The sequence below is a fragment of the Sphaerisporangium dianthi genome, assembly GCF_042654065.1.
Classification (GTDB): domain Bacteria; phylum Actinomycetota; class Actinomycetes; order Streptosporangiales; family Streptosporangiaceae; genus Sphaerisporangium; species Sphaerisporangium dianthi.
Genome location: NZ_JBHSFP010000023.1, coordinates 1 through 19,665, shown reverse-complemented (window position 1 = coordinate 19,665; position 19,665 = coordinate 1). Strand labels below are relative to the sequence as shown.

The window sequence follows — 19,665 nt, the reverse complement described above, 5'->3', positions numbered from 1 at the left end:
ACGGCGCCGGTGAGAATGGACGGAAAATCGTGGACGGAGGAGCGCCGATGTCTTCTGCACCGGGAAATCCGGAACACCGGTGCCGCATCTGCGGCGGTCGGGTCACTGAATTCTTCGATTTCGGGCGGCAGCCGCTGTCCGACGCCTTCCTCGAAAAGCCGCCGGCCGACGAGTTCTTCTACCGGCTCGCCGTCGGAAGCTGCGCGTCGTGCACCATGGTCCAGCTCATGGAAGAGGTGCCGCGCGATCGCATGTTCCACGCCGGCTACCCCTATGTCTCCTCCGGGTCGTCGGTCATGCGGGACCATTTCGCGAAGGCCGCCGGGCGATTCCTTGAGACCGAGCTCACCGGCCCCGACCCGTTCATCGTCGAGCTCGGCTGCAACGACGGGGCCATGCTGCGCGTCGTCGCCGAGGCGGGCGTCAGGCACCTCGGGGTCGAGCCGTCGGGCGGGGTCGCCGACCTGGCCGCCGCCAAGGGCGTGCGCGTGCGCAAGAGCTTCTTCGAGGAGGCCGTGGCCAGGGAGATCCGCGCCCAGGACGGCCCGGCCGACGTGATCTACGCGGCCAACACCCTGTGCCACATCCCCTACCTGGACTCGATCCTGCGCGGCGTGGACGCCCTTCTCGGCCCGGACGGGGTGTTCGTGTTCGAGGACCCCTACTTCCTGGACATCGTGGAGCGGGCGTCGTTCGACCAGATCTACGACGAGCACTTCTACTTCTTCACCGTGGGCTCGGTGCGCGCGGCCGCGCGGCCCTACGGGCTGGAGCTGGTCGACGTGGAACGCCTGCCGGTTCACGGGGGAGAGGCGCGCTACACGCTGGCCCGCGCGGGGGCGCGCACGCCGGCGCCCGCGGTCGCCGAGCTGCTGGCCGAGGAACAGGCGCGCGAGCTGACCGCCGAGGCCACCCTCGCCGCGTTCGGCGCCAGGGTCGAGCGGGCGCGCGAGCGGCTCGTCACGCTGCTGACCGAGCTGAAGGGGCAGGGCAGGCGGGTCGCCGGCTACGGCGCCACCGCCAAGAGCGCCACCGTGCTCAACTACTGCGGCATCGGCCCCGGCCTGATCCCGTTCATCTGCGACAGCACCGAGGCCAAGCAGGGGACGGTGACGCCGGGGTCGCACATCCCGGTGCGCGGGCCGGAGGCGTTCGCCGACCCCTATCCCGACTACGCCGTCCTGTTCGCGTGGAACCACGCCGCCGAGATCATGGCCAAGGAGACCGCGTTCGAGCAGGCCGGCGGCAAGTGGATCACCTACGTCCCGGAGGTCAGGGTGGTGTGACCGGGGTGGTCATGGCCGCCACCGTCCGCCGCACTCCGGCCCGCCACGGCACCCGGGGCCGCCAGCCGGTGACCCGGCGGAAGGCGGAGGAGTCGGCGACCGAGCCGAGGAAGTCGGCGGTCGTCGCCTCGGGGGGCGGCGGCACCGTGACGACGGGCACCGGCGGCCGTCCGGTCAGGGCGGCCACCGCCCCGGAGACCTCGGCGCACAGCTCCGCGAGCCGGGTGGGCACGCCGGTGCCGATGACCCACGGCTGCTCGGAGGCCGCCGCGAGCTCGCGGGCGTGGTCCAGCGCGGCCAGCAGCGCCGCGGCGGCGTCGCCGACGTGCAGCAGGTCGCGTTCCACCGAACCGTCGTGCCACATCTCCAGCGGCTCGCCGGCGTAGGCGCGGCGTGCCATCGCCGCCACCACGCCCTTGCCTGGCCCGCAGGACGCCGGGCCGGCGCCGTACACCGTGGGCAGCCGGAGCGCGATGCCCCGCACCGAGCCGTCCGCGGTCGCGGCGCCGAGCACGCGCTCGGCGGCGATCTTCTGCCGGTCGTAGGCGGTGACCGGCCGGTCGGCCTCGCTGCCGTCCACCCACCCGTCGGCGCCCGCCTGGCTGGTGGAGCCGGTGAACACCACGACGGGGGGTTCCGCGCGGCCGCGCAACGCGTGCGTCACCCGGCCGAGCAGGCCCAGGTTGACCAGCTCGCCGAGCCTGTCGCCGTCGGAGACCCGCCAGGCGCCCGTGCCGGAGATGTGCGCCACGAGGTGCAGCACGGCGTCGGAGCCCGCCACCGCCTTCTCCACCGCGCCCTCGCCGGTCAGATCGGCGGCGAGGACCTCCACCGCCGCCGGGCCCGGCGGCGGCGCCGCCGGGCGGCGGGTCACCAGCCTGAGCCGGATCGGCCGCGCGGCCAGCGCGGCGGCGACCGCGGAGCCGATGAATCCGGACGCGCCGAGCACGGTGACCAGCGGCCCGTCAGGCACGGGCGGCCTCCATGCGCTGGCAGACGTCGTACTCGGGCAGGGTCCCCGCCTCCATCGCCGCGGCGAGCGTGGGCGCCTCGCGGTCGCGGGGCGAAAGGAGGGGATCGAGGCCGGCGGGGATGGGCAGGCCGAGCGCGGGGTCCAGGGGGGAGATCGCCAGCTCGACGGCGGGATCGTAGAACATGGACAGCAGGTACGACATGATCGTGTCGTCCTCGAGGATCACGAAGGCGTGCCCGACCCCGATGGGCAGGTAGACCGAGCGATAGCTCCCCGGGGTGAGCTCCACCGCGTCCCACGCGCCGAAGGTCGGCGAGCCCGTGCGCAGATCGACGATCAGGTCCAGCGCCCTGCCCTGCGGGCAGTAGACGTACTTGGCGTTGCCCGGCGGGGTGGCCGTGTAGTGGACGCCCCTGACCACCCCGCGCCGCGACCTGCTGTGGCTGGTCTGCGCCACGGGGAACAGCGGCCGGCCCACGGCCTCGACGAAGGCCGGTTCCTGGTAGGGCGAGGCGAACAGTCCCCGCTCGTCGGGGAAGACCTCGGGGGTGAACTCGACGGCCCCCTCGACGGAGAGCTTGCGTGCGCGCACGATCGGCCAGTCCTTTCAGGTCACCACAGGCTGTGCAGGCACGCGATCAGGCTGCGCGCCTCGACGTTGACGTAGTGGCCGTGCCTCAGCAGGTCCATGAGCTGGCGCACGGTCACCCAGCGGAAGTCCTCGGGGACCTCCGGCGGCAGGCCGGGGTCGGCCTCCACCACCAGATAGCGGGTCTGCGCGTGGTAGAACCGGCCGCCCTCCTCCGACATGACGGTGTCGAAGCGCACGCGCCCGCGGTCGGCCGCGAGCAGCTCCCTGGCGTAGGGCCGGTCGCCGGGATCGTCCCCGGCGGAGAGCTGGAGCGTGGGCGCGAGCTCCACCACGTCGCGCAGCCCGGGTTCGAGCCGCGTCTGCACCAGCAGGTGCAGCACGCCGTCGACGGCCCTGGTCAGGAAGGCCGCGAGGCCCTTGCCGCGCGGCGCGAGCAGCGGCTGCGACCAGCGGGTGACCTCCCGGTTGCCGGCCTCCACCTCGACGGCGAGGATGCGGAAGCTCTTGCCCTCGTCGTGGAGGATCTCGTCGTCGGTCCGCGACCAGCCCGACACCTCGCCGAGCGGGATCAGGCGGGTCCGCCAGTCGCACCGGGTCCTGGCCTCGGTCAGCCAGCTCAGCACCTCGGCCGTGGTGTGCAGCCCGGACCTGGCCCGGTACGAGCGCACCAGGGCGCCGGTGAACGGGTCGGCGGCGTCCTCGGGGGGAGTGAACCGCATGCACGCCAGCACGGTGCGGGCGTCCATGTTGACGAGGTTGGGCCGCCGCATGAGCCGCCGCAGCCGGTGCAGCGGCAGCCAGCGGAAGTCCTCGTGCTCGGGCACCTCCGCGGTCGCCTCGACGACCATGTTGCGGTTGTGCTTGTGCCAGAACCAGGCGCCCTGCTCGGACTGCAGGCTGTCGACCAGCACCTTCCCCCGGCCTGAGCCGGCGAAGTGCTCCAGGTGGCGGGTGGTCCCGCCGCGGTGCACCCGGGTGAAGTTGCTGCGTGTCGCCTGCACCGTGGGGGACAGCTGGAGGGTGTTGACGTTGCCCGGCTCCATCTTGGCCTGCATCAGGCAGTGCGGCTCCCCGTCGACGTCCTTGACCAGGACGCCCAGGATGCCGATCTCCGGCTGGTTGATGATGGGCTGCGACCACGAACGCCTGTCGTCGTTCCTGACGCGCAGCCCTTCGACGGTGAAGAAGGAACCGCTCTCGTGCGCCAGGTTGCCGCTGCCCGGCTCGAAGTCCCACCGGTCCAGCTTCGCGAACGGGATCCGCCGCACCTCGAACCTCGTCGCCCGGTGCCGGTCGGCCCACCACGCGGCGAATCCGTCGTTCACAGCGTGTCCAGCGTGTGGCGGAGGGCGTCGATGACCTTGGACTGGTCGCTGACCGACAGCGACGGGTACATCGGCAGGGAGAAGATCTCGCCGGCGCACCTCTCGGTGACCGGCAGGTCGCCGGCGGCGTAGCCCAGGTGGGAGAAGCCGCTCATCGTGTGGACCGGCCAGCGGTAGCTGACGTTGAGCATGATCCCGTAGGACCGCAGCGCCGTCAGGATCCGCTCGCGCTCGGGATGGCGCACCACGTACAGGTAGTAGACGTGCTCGTTGCCCGGCGCCACGGCGGGAAGCGTCAGGCCGGTGTCGCCGAGCCCTTCGGCGTACCGGGCCGCGACGGCCCGCCGCGCGCCGATGTACTCGTCCATCCGCGTCAGCTTCCTGCGCAGGATCTCGGCCTGGACCTCGTCGAGCCGGCTGTTGTGCCCCGGCGTCGCGACCACGTAGTAGCGGTCCTCCATGCCGTAGTAGCGCAGGCGCCGCAGGTTGGCGGCCACCTCGTCGTCGGAGGTGATGGTGGCCCCGCCGTCGCCGTACGCGCCGAGCACCTTGGTCGGGTAGAAGGAGAACGCCGCCGCCTTGCCCCACGATCCGGCCACCCGGCCGCTCCGGCGCGCGCCGTGGGCCTGGGCGCAGTCCTCCAGGATGGGGATGCCGCGGTCGGCGGCCAGCGCCGTCAGTGGCGTCATGTCCACACACTGCCCGTACAGGTGCACCGGGAGCAGGCAGCGCGTGCGGTCGGTGATGGCGGCCGCCACCTGGTCGACGTCCATCAGATAGGTGTCCTCGTGGACGTCCACGAAGACCGGTCTGGCGCCCACCGCGTCGATGGCGACCACCGTCGGGGCCGCCGTGTTCGACACGGTGATCACTTCGTCACCCTGGCCGACGCCGATCGCCTGCAACCCCAGGACGATGGCGTTGGTCCCGTTGTCCACGCCGACGCAGTGGGGCACGTCGTGGTAGGCGGCGAAGTCGCGCTCGAACTGTTCCACCTTCGGACCGAGGATGAGCTGGCCGGATCGGAACACCGTGTCGACGGCCGCCAGGATGTCATGGCGCTCGTTCTCGTACTCGCGCGTGTAGTCCCACACGAGAAGAGACATGGTCGCGAGTCACCTCCGCTCAAAGAAGTACGGTCAGGCCGGAACGCGTTCGATCGAGCCGTTCACGACCTCGACCCTGCGAGATTCATCGCCGCCCGGCAGTTCGGGCCGCGCGTCGGTGCTTTCCAGTACGGCCTGCGCGGCGTCGTCGAGAACGGAGAGCATCCAGTTGAGCAGGTCCTGGTCGGCCTGACGTGCGGCCAGGACCCAGCGCTCCCTGCGCTCTTCGATGACGTTGACGTGGATGGAGGACACCGCGGCGGCGCGGGCGCCGCCGTTCCTGTCCTCCCTGATCCTCTTGCGCAGTTCGTTGCGGGACCAGCCGTGCTTCTCGGCCTGGCTCAGCCACTCGTCCTGTTTGTCCTCGGGCAGGCTCGCGACCTCCGCGTGGTGCTGGAAGCTGAGCTTGTCCCTGCGCCGCGCGGCGGTGACGCGCCGTGCGACCCAGGCGTAGTTTCTGAGCGTCTGGTAGTCGAGCGAGGTCTCCGCGATCGCTCGTTTGTACCGGTTGGGGAAGGTGGCCTGACCGTAGATCAGCCAGTCGCCCAGCCACCAGGCGGACGAGTCGGAGATGACGAAGATCTGCCGGCCGAGTCTCTGCCATTCGTTCAGCGAAAGCCTGGGCGGCAGGGAAAGGCTCGTCCGGCGGGTCAGCGCCGAGCCGTCCAGCGGAAGCCGGCCGTTCCGCGTCTCATTGGAATTCCTGATCGGGGCCGCCGATACTGAAGTGCCGGGTCCTCGGAGAGACATCGAGAATTTGCCCCCTTGGCGTCGGTGGAACGCTTGGCTGCGATACAAGATCTAGACGCCCCTGGTGCGGGAACGCAAGAGGAAAGCGATAACACTGGATTGTAGGTGTCGCGGGTCAGGATATGCATTGTCCGATGTTCGTGACCAGCGGGCCCACCTGGGGAAACCGGGTCGTCGCATTTCGTGTGCGCAATTATGCGCGCCGTGTCGGCCCCCCGTCCGTGCCGTCCCGCCGGCGGGACACCCGATCAGTATGGCGGGAATTCGCATTGATTCAATCTAACTCACACCCATTGTGGCGAGACCAAGGGCGGTGATGAGAAATGCAATACGCACGGCTCGGCCGTACGGCACTCAAGGTGAGCAGGCTCTGCCTGGGAACTCTGAACCTGGGGGTGCGCACCACCGAGGCGGAGGGAATGCATCTCATGAACGAGGCTCTGGAACAGGGGGTCAACTTCTTCGACACGGCCAACCATTACGGCTGGCAGGTCCGCCGCGGCCTGACCGAGGAGATCATCGGCTCCTGGTTCGCGCAGGGAGGGCAGCGCAGGGAGAAGGTCGTGCTGGCCACGAAGGTGTTCAACCCGATGAGCGACTGGCCCAACGACGGAGGGCTGTCCGCGCGGCACATCATCGCCTCGTGCGAGGACTCGCTCCGCCGTCTGCGCACCGACTGGATCGACCTGTTCCAGATGCACCACGTCGACCGGGCGGCGCCGTGGGAGGAGGTCTGGCAGGCCATGGAGATCCTCGTCGGCCAGGGCAAGGTCCGGTACGTGGGTTCGTCCAACTTCGCCGGCTGGCATCTGGTCTCGGCCCAGGAGGCCGCCAACCGGCGCAACTTCCTCGGCCTGGCCTCCGAGCAGTGCGTCTACAACCTGGTGACCCGGCACGTCGAGGTGGAGCTCATCCCGGCGGCCGAGGCCTACGGCATAGGCGTGCTCGCCTGGTCCCCGCTGCACGGCGGGCTGCTCGGCGGGGCGCTGCGCAAGCTGGAGGAGGGCACGGCCGTGAAGACGGCCCAGGGCAGGGCGATGGCCGCGCTGGACAGGTGCAGGGACGCCGTGGCCGCCTACGAGAAGTTCTGCGCGGAGCTGGGCGCCGACCCGGCGGAGATCGCGCTGAGGTGGGTGCTGTCGCGTCCGGGCGTGACCGGGGCGGTCATCGGGCCGCGCACGCTCGACCATCTCGGCGGGGCGCTGCGCGCGCTGGAGCTCGACCTCGACGCCCACGTGCTGGCGAGGCTGGAGGAGCTGTTCCCTCCGGTCGGCAACGGCGGGCCCGGCCCGGAGGCATGGGCCTGGTAGCCGAGGGCAGTGTCGTGAGGCGAGCCTGTCCGCCGGACGGAAGCCTCGATGGACCCGATACCTTGTGACGCAAGGCATCGGGTCTTACGATGCGAACATGGAGGACGAGGCACCGCCCGGGACGGACACGCCGGACCTGAGCCGCCTTCGACGGGAGCTGACGCGGGGCACGGCCGAGATGGCGGTGCTGTCGGTCCTCCACTCCGGCCGCCGCTACGGTTACGAGCTGCTGAAGCTCATGCGAGGCTCGGGTCTCGCGGTGCTGGAGATCAAGGAGGGCACGCTCTACCCGTTGCTCCACCGGTTGGAGGACGCCGGTCACATCACCCCCACGTGGGAGACCGAGGGTCGCGTCAGACCGCGGAAGTACTACCAGATCACCGAGCAGGGCCGCCGCCACCTCGAGCTGCTGCGAGCCGAGTGGAACGGGCTGGTGGAGGCCATGACCGAGCTTCTCGCGATGCTGGATGAGGTGCGGAAATGAAGGATGACGGTCAGATCATCGAAGAGTACGCGCGCGCGTTCGAGGGCCATCTCGCCGGCTCGGCGCAGGACAAGGCGCGGCGCAGGCAGGAGCTCGTCGGCCACCTGTCCGACGCGGCGGAGGAGGGCGAGCTCGCCGAGGCCCTGGAGCGGCTCGGCACGCCCGCGTCCGCGGCGGCCACCTTCGCCAAGGGCGCCACGCTCCCTTACGCGCCGCTCGGACGGCGCATCGGGGCGATACTGATCGACCACCTGCCGCTCATCGGCATCTCGGCCGCCCTGGCCGTGCAGGCGATCAGGCGCGGGCACGACATCTCCTTGGCGTTCCCGCCGTGGGTCTACCAGGAGGACGGCGGGTTCCTCCACGGCATCGGAGTCCCGCTCGCCTTGCTATGGTCGATCATCATCCTCGGGGTCCTCGAGGGCACGTGGGGCACCACCCCCGGCAAGGCGCTCATGGGCCTGCGCGTGGTCACCGAGAACGGCCTGAAGATCCACGTCGGCGACGGCGTCTTCCGGCGCGTCTGCCTGCTACTCGGGCCCATCGCCTGGGTCGACTGGCTGCCCATCGTCTTCAACGAGCGCAGGCGCATCCTCGAGCACGTGACGCACACCGTCGTGATCGGGGCCGGCGGCGACCGCGCCAAGGCCATGAGCGAGCGGCAGGCCGCGGGCGGCGTCGAGTGAGGTGATCGGGGCGCCTCGCCCCCCGCCGAAGCCCGCCGCCATGCCGGGGCTCCCACCCACCTGGGCTCCCCACCCACCGGGGCCCCCGCCGGGGCTCCCCGCCGGAGGCCCGGCGCCACGCGGACCGGGCGCGCCGGCGCTCCCCGCGGGCGGCCCGCCCGCCGGCGGTCCACCGCGCCGGGCGAGCAGCCCCGCGCCGACACCTGAGAGGCGCCCATGTCCCCGACCTTCGGTCTCTACCTTCCCCAGGTGGGCCGCAGCCCTTCCCAGCTGATCGAGCTGTCCCAGGCGGCCGAGTCGTGCGGGTTCCAGGCGGTGTGGTTCATGGACCATCTGCGGCTTCCCGGCCTGCCCGGAGGCACGTTCGAGGGCTGGACCCTCGCCACCGCCGCCGCCGCCCGCACCTCGACGATCCGCGTCGGGCACCTGGTGCTGTGCGCGGCGTTCCGGCCGCCGGCGCTGCTGGCCCGGATGGCCGTGACGCTCGACCATGTCAGCGGCGGGCGGCTCGACCTCGGGCTCGGGTGGGGGTCCTCGCCGAGCGAGCTGACCGAGCTCGGCCTCAGCAGCGACCCGCCGGCCGTGCGCCTGGCCAAGCTCGCCGAGACGATCGACATCGTGGCCGCCATGGCGACGGGAGAGCCGGTCGACTTCCGCGGCGCGTACTTCACCGTCAAGGACGAGATGGCGGGCCCGGCGTCGCTCCAGCGGCCGATCCCCCTGTTCGTCGGAGGGACGGGCCCGCGCACCCTGGAACTGGTGAAGGCGAAGGCGAGCTGGTGGAACTGCTGGGCGCCCGACCGCCATCGGCTGGCCGAGCTGATCCCGCAGGTCGGCGACGCCCGCGTCTCGGCCAACTACTCGATCGGGTTCGCCCCGGCGCGCGGCGCCTCCGACTGGGTGCTGTACGGCACCCCCGACGCGATCGCGCGCGAGCTGCGCCGCGACCGCGAGCTGGGGGTGGAGCACTTCGTGATCCAGATGGTGGATCCCCGGGGAGGGGTGGCGGACCTCGAGCGCTTCATGGCCGAGGTCGCGCCCGCCCTGTCATGACCCCGCCTGTCCCTTACGGTTGTCCGCCCAGCGCGCCTGGGCGGAGCCCGGGACGATCCCGGCGAACGCCGGGCACTTGACGACGCCCGCCGGCAGTTCGGCCGTGTCCACTCCCGCGGACACCTGCGCGCGCAGCGGCCCGACGCGTTCGGCGATCGGCCGCAGCAGGTCCATGTCGAAGCCGAACAGCTCCGCCGCGGTCCCGCCGAGCATGCGCTCCACCTCGGCCTCCGGGACGCCCGCGTAGCTGAAGGAGATGGCCTCCTTGGAGTATGGGTAGCTGGCCTCCACATGGGGGTAGTCGCTGCCCCACATGATCTTGTCGACCCCGATGCGGTCCCGGATGGCCGTCTCGGACGGGTGCATGAAGCTCGCGCCCACGTAGCACTGCCTGTCCCAGTACTCGCTGGGCGTCAGCGAGAGCCTGCCGACGACCTGGGCGCCGTGGGACAGCTCCTCGCTGCCGTCGCGCCGCATGGACGCGCAGAACCCGTCCATGGCCTTCAACTGGCTCGGAATCCAGCCGAGCCCTTCCTCGGTGAAGACCACCTTCAGCTCCGGGTGCCGTTCGAGCACGCCGCCGAGGATCAGATGCCGCAGGGTGTGCTGGTCCCACCAGCGCAGGTCCAGCATGAAGAACACGTGGTCCTCGGGCCGGTCGCCGGTCCTCGGCGCCGCGCTGCCGCTGTGGCAGTTGATCGGCAGGCCCAGCTCGGCGCAGACCTGCCACAGCGGGTCGTAGTAGTCGTGGTAGTACAGCGGCGGCAGCCCCGACCCCGGAGGGGCGCCCGGCAGCAGCACGCCGCCGCGCAGCCCGGCCTCCGCCGCCCAGCGGATCTCCCGCACGGCCTGCTCGATGTCGTACAGCATGATCTGCATGACGCCCGAGCGACGGCCCCGCGCCTCGGCGCAGAACTCGGCGAGCCACCTGTTGTGCGCCTTCAGCCCGGCCCAGCGGCGCTCGAGGTCCGCGCGCGACTCGCCGGCGCGCTGGCTGCCGAGGGAGGAGGCCGAGAAGAACGGCGGGATGGTGTTGGGGAACAGCACCTCCGCGACCACGCCGTCCTCCTCCAGCTCGCGCAGGCGACGGCCGGAGTCCCAGTTCCTGGTGCCCTGCTCGCCCTTCAGATCCTCGTAGGGGATCTCGTAGCCGGCGGCCCACCGGTCGAACTCCTCGCGGTAGGAGGGGTCCAGGTAGTCGCGATATTCCAGCAGGCCCGCGCCGCCGTGGCAGTCCGACGAGATGACGACGTAGCGCTGATCAGTAGACATGATGACCCTTCTGCGTACGGCATGCCCGCACACGGGCCGAAGCCCGTGTGCGGGCATGGGTGACCCTGTTCAGATCCGCGCGTATCCGTACGGAATGATCGCCGCCTCGACGGGGTCGGCGGAGTCGACGTGGCCCGGCTCGCGCAGCACGTTGCCGAGCTCGTCCATGTCCCAGGACTGGTACTCCATGGTGATCATGCGCATGGTTTCCTCCTCACTTCGCGGGTTCGGCGGCCGGCGTCGGCCGCGGCTGGGGTGTGCGGGTGGATCGGGCGCGACGCCTCAGATGCGGGCGTAGCCGTAGGAGATGCCGGCGGCCTCGACCGGGTCGGCGGCCCCCACGCGGACGGGCTCGCGCTGCACGTCGCCGGTCTCGTCCATGTCCCAGGACTGGTGATCCATGGTGATCATGCGCATTGTGGTCTCCTTGTTCGCTTGGGTTCGGATGTGCGGGGATGGGACGCGACGCCTCAGATGCGGGCGTAGCCGTAGGAGATGCCGGCGGCCTCGACCGGGTCGGCGGCCCCCACGCGGACGGGCTCGCGCTGCACGTCGCCGGTCTCGTCCATGTCCCAGGACTGGTGATCCATGGTGATCATGCGCATTGTGTTCTCCTTCTACTCGAAGCGATGGCCGCCGTCGGCCACCACGAAATCCATGTGCGCGCCGGTGATGCCCTCGCCGAAGCCGAGGTGCACCGGGCCCGCACCCTCGTTGAGCTGCGAGTTGTGACGCCAGTCCACGTGCGGGAGCAGCGCCATGTTGGTGCCTATGCCGAGTTCGAGGACGTGCCCCTCGTACTTGGGGTTGGTCGTCTCCTTGACGGCGTCGGTGAAGTCCCTGCCATCGGCACCGGTGACGGAGACCAGCTGGCTGTTCTTCAGGTGGAGCGTGACGTCGCCCTGCGCCGCCATCTCGTCGCGCAGCCGCTTGGCGCGCTCGATGCGCTCGGCGCCCTCGTCGGTGACCCGCGCGTCGGTGGCGACGAGCACCCCCGAGGCCACGGCCGTGCCCTCGATGGTGAACGCCCCGTGCCAGTTGGACGACGACGGCGCCGTGATCGAGAACTCGGCGTAGCTGGCGATGCTGACCCACTGGCCGGGCTCGATCGGCGGCTGCAGCCAGGCGTTGGCCCGCAGCTCGGTCGCCAGTGAGCACTTGAGCCTCGTGGAGACCGGAGCGTCCGCGCCGCCCGCCGGATCACTGTGGAATACCAGCGAACCGGACTCCTCCGCGATGCTGCGCGCCCAATAGCGGTTCCATTCGCACGCCTTTTCATAGTCCGTTTCGAGGACCATTCTCAAGGTGTACCTGGCGATCTCCAGTGAGGAGTCGAAACTGGAGATCGGAATGAGGAGGGCGCGCATTCCGCGGAACGTTTTGCGAACCTCGCGGCTGACCAGGCCGTTGCGCAGGAAAACGGCCACGTTGGCGCCCGGGGGAAGCCCCTGCACATCCTCGATGAGCAGGGTCTTCAGGCCCAGTTCCGCACCGTACTGGGCGAGTTCCGCGTCGTCGGTCGCGACATGGACGTCCCCTTCGGGGAAGACCTGTCGCAGGCCACCTTCCGGGGTTTTGAGAAGGGTGTCCTTATGGGGGTTCATGGCGTCATGGTAACTGCGGGATAGCATGCCGACAATAGATTGGCCCGGCAGTGGGAAAGCGTTGGAGGGACATGTGGGAAGGCAATTGAAAATACTCGCCGGATATGCTTCGCCGCATCTCGTCGCGATTTCGGTGGCCGGCATTCTCACTCTGGCCGGCAGCGCGGCGGCGCTGGTCCAGCCGCTGGCCGCGGGGCGGCTGGTGGACACCCTCGGCAAGGGCGAGGCCATGACCGGCCTGCTGGCCGGCCTGGCCGTGCTGGTCGTGATCGGCGCGGGGGCGAACGCCCTGTCCGGCTACATCCTGGGCAGGGCCGCGGAGACCGTGGTGTTCTCCGCGCGGATGAGCCTGGTCTCCCGCATCGCCCGGCTGCGGCCGGCGGCCATGGACCGCGTCCAGCCGGGCGACCTCATGGCCCGGATGACCTCCGACACCGTGCTGCTGCGCGAGGTGGTGACCCGCTCGCTGGTGGACGGCTTCGTCGGCACGCTGTCGCTGCTGGCCATGCTGGCCGTCATGTGCGTGCTCGACCCGCTGCTGTTCGGCGCGACCGCCGCGGTGTTCGCCGTCAACCTCGCCGTCCTCGGGCTGATGGCGCCCAACATCCGCAAGGCCACCGAGCGCGCGCAGGAGGCGGTGGGCGCGGTCGGCGCGGCGACCGAGAAGATGCTCGGCGCGTTCCGGACGGTCAAGGCGTCCGGCGCCGAGAGCCGGCAGATCGAGGCGATCCGCGGCGCCGCCGAGCGCGCGCGGCGGCACGGCGTGACCGCTGTGGGGTGGAACGCGCTGATCAGCTCGGCCATGGGCTTCGCCGTGCCGGCGGCCATCTTGGCGGTGCTCGGGCTGGGTGGCGCAAGGGTGGCGGTCGGCACCATCGAGCTGTCCACGCTGATCTCGTTCCTGCTCTACCTGTTCTACCTGGTGGGCCCGTTCGAGCAGGTCATGAACGCTGTCTCCCAGCTCCAGGTGGGCACCGCGGCCGTCCACCGGCTCCAGGAGGTCGCGGCGCTGGACGTCGACCCCGAGCCGGCCGGCCTGCCCGGTCCGGAGACGGGCGGGCGCCCGGCCTCCGTCCGCTTCGACGAGGTGTACTTCCGCTACAGCGACGAGCGCGAGCAGGTGCACAACGGGGTGAGCTTCACCGTCCCGCCCGGCGGGATGACGGCCTTCGTCGGGCCTTCGGGGGCGGGCAAGTCCACGGTGTTCGCCCTCATCGAGCGGTTCTACGAGCCGTCCTCCGGCCGGGTGCTCCTGGACGGGGTGGACGTGCGTGACTGGCCGCTGGACGCGCTGCGCGCGGCCATGGGCTACGTCGAGCAGGACGCGCCCGTGCTGGACGGCACGCTCCGCGAGAACCTCGTGCTGGCCGCGCCGCACGCCACCGACCAGGAGATCCACGACGTGCTGGTGGCGACCAGGCTCGACGGGCTGGTGGCCGGCCTTCCCAGCGGGCTCGCGACCGTGGTGGGCCACCGGGGCAACCGGCTGTCGGGCGGGGAGCGGCAGCGGGTCGCCATCGCGCGGGCGCTGCTGCGCCGGCCGCGGCTGCTGCTGCTCGACGAGGCGACCTCGCAGCTGGACGCGGTGAACGAGCTGGCGCTGCGCGAGGCGGTCGCGGTGGCGGCCCGGATGACGACGGTGCTGGTGGTGGCGCACCGGCTCTCCACGGTGATGCAGGCCGACCAGATCGTCGTGATGGAGGCGGGCCGGGTGCGGGCGGTGGGCACCCACCAGCAGCTGGTCGCCGGCGACGCGCTGTACACCGAGCTGGCCGCCACCCAGTTCCTCACCGCGGAGCCCGACGGCGAGGGCGCCCGCAGATGACGGCGGCGCGGGATGTCCCGCCGGCGGGACATCCCGCGCCGAGCCGGCCCCGTGCCGGTGCGAGCGGGTGAAGGCGCGTCCCGGCCGGGGCCGTGCGGGGGAGGGGGCGGGTCAGGCGAAGGCGCCGGACCGGTAGTGCTCCTTGCACCGGCCGCGCTGGATCTTGCCGCTGCTGGTGCGCGGCAGGCTGCCCTGCCGCACCAGGACCAGATCGTGGACGCTGACGCCGTGCACTCCCGTCACGGTGCGGGCGACCTCGCGGGCGAACCCCAGCCGCGCGGCCTCGCCGGCCGCGAGCCGGGCCTGGTCGCACTCGACGACCACCACGAGCCGTTCGGCGCCGTCCGCCTCGACGGCGAAGGCCGCGGCGGTGGTGCGGACGTGGGCCCGCTCGATGGTCTCCTCGATGTCGGAGGGGTGGTGGTTGCGCCCGCGGATGATGATCACCTCGCCGGCGCGGCCGACGATGTAGAGCCGCTCGTCGTGGAAGAAGCCGAGGTCGCCGGTGCGCAGCCATCCGTCTCCCGCGCCGAAGGCGGCGGCGGTGCGCTCGGGCGCCTCCCAGTAGCCGTCGGCGACGTTCGGCCCGCTGACCAGGATCTCTCCCACGAGGCCGGGCGGCAGCACGGCGCCGTCCCCCGGGTCGGCGATGCGAACCGACACCCCGGCCTTGGGACGCCCGCAGGCGACCAGGCGCTGGGTGGCCGCCGAGGAGTCGCCGGCCACGACGACCTTGCCCTCGGCGAGCGCGGAGCGGTCGAAGTCGTGGGCGACCAGGCCCTCGCCGAGCGGCGGCGCGGTGACGGCCAGCGTGGCCTCGGCCAGGCCGTAGCTCGGGGCCAGGGCCGAGGGGGAGAGCCCGCAGCCGGAGAAGGCGTCCGCGAACGCCGCCACGGCGTCGGCGTGCACCGCCTCTCCCGCGATGTTCAGCGAGCGGAGGCTGCTGAGGTCGAGCGTGCCTCTGTGCTCCTCGCGCACCGCGCGCACGCAGTGGGTGAGGCCGAAGCGCGGGGTGACGCTCCAGTCGGCCCGGTAGTCGCCGATGGCGCTCAGCCAGCGCCGCGGGTCCTGGACGAAGGACATCGGGCTGAGGTGGATCGCGTGGGCGCCCGCGCTCAGCGGGTGCGCGATGCCGAAGACCAGGCCCATGTCATGGAAGAACGGCACCCAGGAGACCAGCGTGGCGGCGCCGGGGAAGTGGGCGCTCAGCTGCGCGGAGGTGGCGGCCAGGTTGCGCCCTGTGATGCGCACGCCCGCGGGCGCGGCGGTGGAGCCCGAGGTGTACTGCAGGTAGGCCGGGGCGTCCGGGCCGGCCTCCACCGGCCGCCAGGAGGCGGCGTCGTCGCACGCGTCGGTCTCGATGAGCGTGCGCGGCGCCGCGGGGCCCGCCGCCGCGAGGGCGCGGCGCACGGCCGCGGCGGAGGCGGAGGAGGTCAGGACGGCCTCCGGGCGGCAGTCGGCCAGCACGGACGCGAGCCGGGATCTGCCGTGCAGCGCGTCCGGGCCGTGCAGGGGCACCGCGACGACCCCCGCGTACAGGCACGCGAGGAAGGCGACGACGTAGCTCGGGTCGTGCGGGCACAGCACCGCCGCCCGGGCGCCGGGCGCGCAGGTGCGTTGCAGCTCGGCCGCGACGGCCCTGGCGCGCTCGTCGAGCTCGCCGTAGGTCAGCGTGGTCGCCGCGACCCGGCGGCCGCCGCCCTGGCGCACGGGGTAGTGCAGGTGGGTGACGGCCGCGGCCGCGCCGTCGGCCTCGGCGCGGCGCCGCACGGCCTGGACGAGGGTCTCCATCGTCACGACGCCGACGGCGCCAGGTGCCTGATGGTGCGCTCGGCGTCGAACTCCATCCACTTCTCGCGGTACATCGCGAAGATGTGCAGGTCCCAGAGCGTCCCCTGGAAGTACAGGTGGTCGCGCAGGACGCCCTCCTCGGCCAGCAGGTTGATCGACAGCCCCATGCTGGGGATGCTGGCGCGGGTCGTGCGGATGTAGACCTTGTGGATGTTCCAGGTCGCGAAGGCGTAGTTGATCGTCAGGATGCCCGCCTCGGCGCCGAGCCCGGGCAGGATCTTGGCCGGGTCGGTGTAGACGCCCAGATCGACGTGGCCGGCGGGGTCCAGCTCGTGCAGCGAGCTGAAGCCGACCACCTCGCCGGTGTCGCGGCGCTCGATGCGGAACTGCGCGGCGGCGTGCCCGGCGAACTCCGACAGGAACGCCTCCTGCGTGGGCAGGGTGCTCAGCCCGAGCCGCAGCAGGATGCGGTACAGGACGACTCCGTCGTCGGCGCCGGCCGGCCTGAGCCGGACGCGGCGCGATTCGAGGATCGGCAGCGGCATGACGGCGCTCCTATCGCGGCTCTGGCCCGGTGGCGTCGGTGGCGGTCTCGACGATGAAGTCGGCGAGCTCGTCGAACGTCTTGCCCTGGAACTCGGGGACCTTCTCCAGCACGACGATGCCGAGCTTGTCCTCGAGGTTCAGGATGAGCTGGACCATCGTGAAGGAGTCCAGGTCGGTCAGCTCGATCTCCTCGGGGAGGTCGGGCAGTTCCTCGCGGTAGGCCTCGGCGGTCTCCACGATGCGAAGAAGGACGAGGTCCTTGTCCAGGGTCCTGTCAGGCATGGTCATCGGCTTCCTTGTCGGGGGTCGGCACGAGGGCGTCCAAGATGTCCGGCGCGTGCTTCTCCCACGCGTCGCGGTAGACCGAGTAGACGCTCAGATTCCAGTGCCTTCCCCGGGCGAACACGTGGCGGGGGAGCAGGGCCTCGCGCCGCAGGAGCGGGCTGATCAGGGGATCGGCCAGGCCGGCGGCCTCGTGATCGGCCTCGGTCGCGTGCACGTAGACCTTCCTGAGGTTCCACATGGCGAACGCGTAGTTGAGGACCAGCGCGGTCGTCTCGGGGCCGTGCGCCGTGCTCACCCTGATATCGGCCTTGATATGGCCGGCCGGATTGAAATCGCGCAGCGTGGCCACGCCCACGGTTCTCTCCTCGGCTCTGCCGTGCACGAGAAACTGCGCCATGGCGCCCCCGGCGTTGTTCCGCCGGAATGCCTCCAGCGTCGGCAGGCCGCCGGCCCCGTACTGGATCAGCAGTTCGTAGACTTTCTCCCCGTCCGCCGCCGACACCGGCTGTAACTCGACTCCAGGTGATTGGATATGCGGAAACAACATGAACGGCACCTCGTTTCCCGTCCCGCCGGCGGGACGTCCCCGGCCGTCGTCTCCGGTGCGTCGGCCGACGTGAACGGCCCGCCCGGCTCGCCCGGCCAGTATTCGGCGGGGCGGCCCGCGTCGTCAAACACGCTCGCGTCGCGTGAATGCGAATGGGGCGCCGCGCCGTCATGCGCGAGGCCGTTTCCGTGCTCGCGCGCCGGTGCGCGGAGCAAATCGGATACGCCTCCTTCATATCCATGAATATCGCGGTCGCGCATTGATGGCAGGCGAATCCGTTCGCTGCTACGTTGATTCGCATGCGGGTGCTATTTGTGACTTATGGGGAGAAGACCCAGTTCTATGGCATGGTGCAACTCGCATGTGCCTTGTTCTCCGCGGGCCACGAGGTGCGGGTGGCGAGCGAGCCGGCCCTGTCCGAAGTGATCACCGATGCCGGCCTCACCGCCGTCCCGGTGGGCCGCGACAGCGAGCTCTATCGCATCGTCTACACCTTCGCCGGCAGGGAGAACGTCCGGTGGTCGACGACCGCGCCCCCCTTCCACCTGGTGGACGCCCCGGCCGAGAAGATCACCTACGCCGACCTGCAGGCCGGGTACCACGAGACCGTCCGGTGGTGGTGGCGGCTGGTCAACGACCCGATGGTGCCCGACCTGGTGGAGTTCTGCCGCGCCTGGCGCCCTGACCTGGTGCTCTGGGAGCCGGTGACCTACGCGGCGCCGATCGCCGCCACGCTCACCGGGGCCGCCCACGCGCGGATGCTGTGGGGCCTGGACGTCTTCGGCCACATGCGCGGCCACTACCTGCGCCTGCGCGACCAGGAACCCGCCGTCCCCGGCGGCGACACGCTGGCCGGCTGGCTCGACATGGTGGCGGGCAAGTACGGCGGCGCGTTCTCCGAGGAGATGACCTCCGGCCACTTCACGATCGACCAGCTGCCGCCGACCATGCGCCTGGACACCGGACTCCCCGCCGTCTCCATGCGCTACGTGCCCTACGGCGGCCGGTCGGTGGTGCCGCGCTGGCTGTGGGACCCGCCCGAGCGGCCGAGGATCGGCTTCACCCTCGGCACCAGCGCGGTGGAGCGGATGGGCGGCTACGTCGTGTCGGTCGACGAGCTGCTCGGCGCGCTGGACGGCCTGGACGTGGAGATCGTGGCCACCGTGCCCGCCGAGGAGCAGGACAAGCTCGGGACGCTGCCGCCCAACGTCCGGCTGGAGGAGTTCGTGCCGCTGCAGGCCCTCGCGAGCACCTGCACCGCGATGATCAGCCACGGCGGCTGGGGCACGATCCTCACGACCGGGCTCGCGGGCGTGCCCCAGCTCACGCTGACGCACCAGTTCGACGCGCCCATCCTCGGACGCAAGCTGGCCGAGCAGGGCGGCGCGCTGTCCATCGAGGCCAAGGACGTGACCGGCGACACGATGCGCGCGCTCCTGACGCGGCTCCTGACCGAGCCGTCGTTCACCGCGGGCGCCGCCTCCTTCCGCGAGCAGATGCTCGCCATGCCGACCCCCGCCGACCTCGTGCCGGAGCTGGAACGGCGCGTGGCCGAACACCGGAGCTGACCCATGCGCGTCCTGCTGACGTTCTACTCCGAACGGACGCACTTCTTCGGCATGGTCCCCCTGGCCCAGGCGCTGGTCGCGGCCGGGCACGAGGTGCGGGTGGCCAGCCAGCCCTCCCAGACTCAGGCGATCATGGACACCGGGCTGACCGCCGTCGCCATCGGCAAGGACCACGTGGTGTGGCGTCTCGTGCGCGCCCGCGAGGAGATCTTCTCGCGGCTCAGGAGCATGGGCCTGCCGCCCTTCGACCGCGCGGACGGGTCCGCCGACGCCATCACCTGGGAGGACGTTCTCAAGGGCTACGCCGACGTCGTGCCGTGGTGGTGGCGGCTGGTGAACGACCCGATGGTGCCCGAGCTGGTGGAGTTCTGCCGGGCCTGGCGGCCTGACGTGGTGATCTGGGAGCCCGGCACGTACGCGGGGACGATCGCCGCGCGGGTCGCCGGCGCCGTCAGCGTCCGGTCGCTGTGGGGGCTCGACCTCTACGGCCGGGTCCGCGAGCACTTCGTGCGGTTGCGGGACGAGCGTGCGGAGGGGGAGCGGCGTGACCTGCTGGCCGAGTGGCTGGGGCGGTGGGCGGGGCGGTACGGGGTGGCGTTCGACGAGGTGATGACGTGCGGGCATGTGACGATCGACCAGCTGCCCGCCGAGGTGCGGCTGCC

At 71.4% G+C, this 19,665-nt stretch carries 22 protein-coding genes; 8 read left to right on the top strand and 14 right to left on the bottom strand.

All coding sequences use genetic code 11. The annotated features are described in order from the left end of the window. Positions 1-47: 47 nt before the first annotated feature. Positions 48-1,286: a methyltransferase domain-containing protein gene (locus tag ACFO60_RS27335; protein WP_380845237.1), complete on the top strand. Its 1,239-nt coding sequence runs from the start codon at positions 48-50 to the stop codon at positions 1,284-1,286. On the opposite strand, the gene ACFO60_RS27330 is transcribed toward ACFO60_RS27335, so the two are convergent. From ACFO60_RS27330 to ACFO60_RS27310, 5 genes are read right to left on the bottom strand one after another with little or no spacing between them, the layout of a single operon-like run. Continuing rightward, positions 1,273-2,259 carry an NAD-dependent epimerase/dehydratase family protein gene (locus tag ACFO60_RS27330; protein ID WP_380845234.1) on the bottom strand — a complete coding sequence of 329 codons (987 nt, stop codon included), beginning with the start codon at positions 2,257-2,259 and terminating at the stop codon, positions 1,273-1,275. The genes ACFO60_RS27335 and ACFO60_RS27330 overlap by 14 nt on opposite strands. Continuing rightward, positions 2,252-2,851: a dTDP-4-dehydrorhamnose 3,5-epimerase family protein gene (locus ACFO60_RS27325; protein ID WP_380845231.1), complete on the bottom strand. Its 600-nt coding sequence runs from the start codon at positions 2,849-2,851 to the stop codon at positions 2,252-2,254. Before ACFO60_RS27325 ends, ACFO60_RS27330 begins: the two co-directional genes overlap by 8 nt. Positions 2,852-2,871: 20 nt before the next feature. Continuing rightward, a complete protein-coding gene (locus tag ACFO60_RS27320) occupies positions 2,872-4,176 on the bottom strand; it encodes an NDP-hexose 2,3-dehydratase family protein (RefSeq protein WP_380845228.1) in 1,305 nt (434 codons plus the stop codon). Beyond that, a complete protein-coding gene (locus ACFO60_RS27315; RefSeq protein WP_380845225.1) occupies positions 4,173-5,282 on the bottom strand; it encodes a DegT/DnrJ/EryC1/StrS family aminotransferase in 1,110 nt (369 codons plus the stop codon). The genes ACFO60_RS27320 and ACFO60_RS27315 overlap by 4 nt, the downstream gene beginning before the upstream one ends. A 33-nt stretch (positions 5,283-5,315) precedes the next feature. Continuing rightward, complete coding sequence (locus tag ACFO60_RS27310) at positions 5,316-6,032, bottom strand: LmbU family transcriptional regulator (protein ID WP_380845222.1); 717 nt, start codon at positions 6,030-6,032, stop codon at positions 5,316-5,318. 323 nt (positions 6,033-6,355) lie between these two features. Between ACFO60_RS27310 and ACFO60_RS27305 the strand changes: the two genes are divergently transcribed. The 4 genes from ACFO60_RS27305 to ACFO60_RS27290 all read left to right on the top strand — a co-directional run bounded on the left by ACFO60_RS27305 (position 6,356) and on the right by ACFO60_RS27290 (position 9,565). Continuing rightward, positions 6,356-7,342 (top strand): aldo/keto reductase, encoded by a 987-nt coding sequence (locus ACFO60_RS27305; protein ID WP_380845219.1) that lies wholly within the window; start codon positions 6,356-6,358, stop codon positions 7,340-7,342. A 97-nt stretch (positions 7,343-7,439) separates the two neighbouring features. After that, positions 7,440-7,826, top strand: a complete 387-nt coding sequence (locus ACFO60_RS27300) for a PadR family transcriptional regulator (protein ID WP_380845216.1) — start codon at positions 7,440-7,442, stop codon at positions 7,824-7,826. After that, positions 7,823-8,512, top strand: coding sequence for an RDD family protein (locus ACFO60_RS27295; RefSeq protein WP_380845213.1), 690 nt, complete (start codon positions 7,823-7,825; stop codon positions 8,510-8,512). The genes ACFO60_RS27300 and ACFO60_RS27295 overlap by 4 nt, the downstream gene beginning before the upstream one ends. Before the next feature lie 216 nt (positions 8,513-8,728). Beyond that, positions 8,729-9,565 carry an LLM class flavin-dependent oxidoreductase gene (locus ACFO60_RS27290; RefSeq protein WP_380845210.1) on the top strand — a complete coding sequence of 279 codons (837 nt, stop codon included), beginning with the start codon at positions 8,729-8,731 and terminating at the stop codon, positions 9,563-9,565. On the opposite strand, the gene ACFO60_RS27285 is transcribed toward ACFO60_RS27290, so the two are convergent. The 5 genes from ACFO60_RS27285 to ACFO60_RS27265 form a co-directional block, all read right to left on the bottom strand. Next, the gene (locus ACFO60_RS27285; protein ID WP_380845207.1) at positions 9,560-10,837 is read right to left on the bottom strand and encodes an amidohydrolase family protein; all 1,278 of its coding nucleotides are present in this window, start codon (positions 10,835-10,837) and stop codon (positions 9,560-9,562) included. The two genes, ACFO60_RS27290 and ACFO60_RS27285, sit on opposite strands and share 6 nt — an antisense overlap. A 69-nt stretch (positions 10,838-10,906) precedes the next feature. Beyond that, positions 10,907-11,041: a hypothetical protein gene (locus ACFO60_RS27280; RefSeq protein ID WP_380845205.1), complete on the bottom strand. Its 135-nt coding sequence runs from the start codon at positions 11,039-11,041 to the stop codon at positions 10,907-10,909. Positions 11,042-11,119: 78 nt separating this feature from the next. Next, positions 11,120-11,254: a hypothetical protein gene (locus ACFO60_RS27275; protein ID WP_380845202.1), complete on the bottom strand. Its 135-nt coding sequence runs from the start codon at positions 11,252-11,254 to the stop codon at positions 11,120-11,122. A 53-nt stretch (positions 11,255-11,307) separates the two neighbouring features. Beyond that, on the bottom strand, positions 11,308-11,442 hold the full coding sequence (locus tag ACFO60_RS27270; protein WP_380845202.1) for a hypothetical protein: 135 nt from the start codon (positions 11,440-11,442) through the stop codon (positions 11,308-11,310). A 12-nt stretch (positions 11,443-11,454) separates the two neighbouring features. Then, positions 11,455-12,441: a CgnE/CgnB domain-containing protein gene (locus ACFO60_RS27265; RefSeq protein ID WP_380845199.1), complete on the bottom strand. Its 987-nt coding sequence runs from the start codon at positions 12,439-12,441 to the stop codon at positions 11,455-11,457. Positions 12,442-12,574: 133 nt separating this feature from the next. Here ACFO60_RS27265 and ACFO60_RS27260 point away from each other — a divergent pair, with 133 nt between their 5' ends. After that, on the top strand, positions 12,575-14,266 hold the full coding sequence (locus ACFO60_RS27260; protein ID WP_380845196.1) for an ABC transporter ATP-binding protein: 1,692 nt from the start codon (positions 12,575-12,577) through the stop codon (positions 14,264-14,266). 111 nt (positions 14,267-14,377) lie between these two features. Here ACFO60_RS27260 and ACFO60_RS27255 read toward each other — a convergent pair whose 3' ends face one another. The 4 genes from ACFO60_RS27255 to ACFO60_RS27240 are packed head-to-tail and all read right to left on the bottom strand — an operon-like array spanning position 14,378 to position 17,444. Beyond that, complete coding sequence (locus tag ACFO60_RS27255; RefSeq protein ID WP_380845539.1) at positions 14,378-16,057, bottom strand: fatty acyl-AMP ligase; 1,680 nt, start codon at positions 16,055-16,057, stop codon at positions 14,378-14,380. A gap of 2 nt (positions 16,058-16,059) precedes the next feature. After that, complete coding sequence (locus tag ACFO60_RS27250; RefSeq protein ID WP_380845193.1) at positions 16,060-16,602, bottom strand: GNAT family N-acetyltransferase; 543 nt, start codon at positions 16,600-16,602, stop codon at positions 16,060-16,062. A 10-nt stretch (positions 16,603-16,612) separates the two neighbouring features. Further along, a complete protein-coding gene (locus ACFO60_RS27245; protein WP_380845190.1) occupies positions 16,613-16,885 on the bottom strand; it encodes a hypothetical protein in 273 nt (90 codons plus the stop codon). Then, positions 16,878-17,444, bottom strand: coding sequence for a hypothetical protein (locus ACFO60_RS27240; protein ID WP_380845187.1), 567 nt, complete (start codon positions 17,442-17,444; stop codon positions 16,878-16,880). The genes ACFO60_RS27245 and ACFO60_RS27240 overlap by 8 nt, the downstream gene beginning before the upstream one ends. 290 nt (positions 17,445-17,734) lie before the next feature. Between ACFO60_RS27240 and ACFO60_RS27235 the strand changes: the two genes are divergently transcribed. After that, complete coding sequence (locus ACFO60_RS27235; protein ID WP_380845184.1) at positions 17,735-19,003, top strand: activator-dependent family glycosyltransferase; 1,269 nt, start codon at positions 17,735-17,737, stop codon at positions 19,001-19,003. A gap of 3 nt (positions 19,004-19,006) precedes the next feature. Beyond that, on the top strand, positions 19,007-19,665 hold a 659-nt coding region (locus ACFO60_RS27230; protein WP_465269889.1), incomplete at its 3' end, for a glycosyltransferase family protein.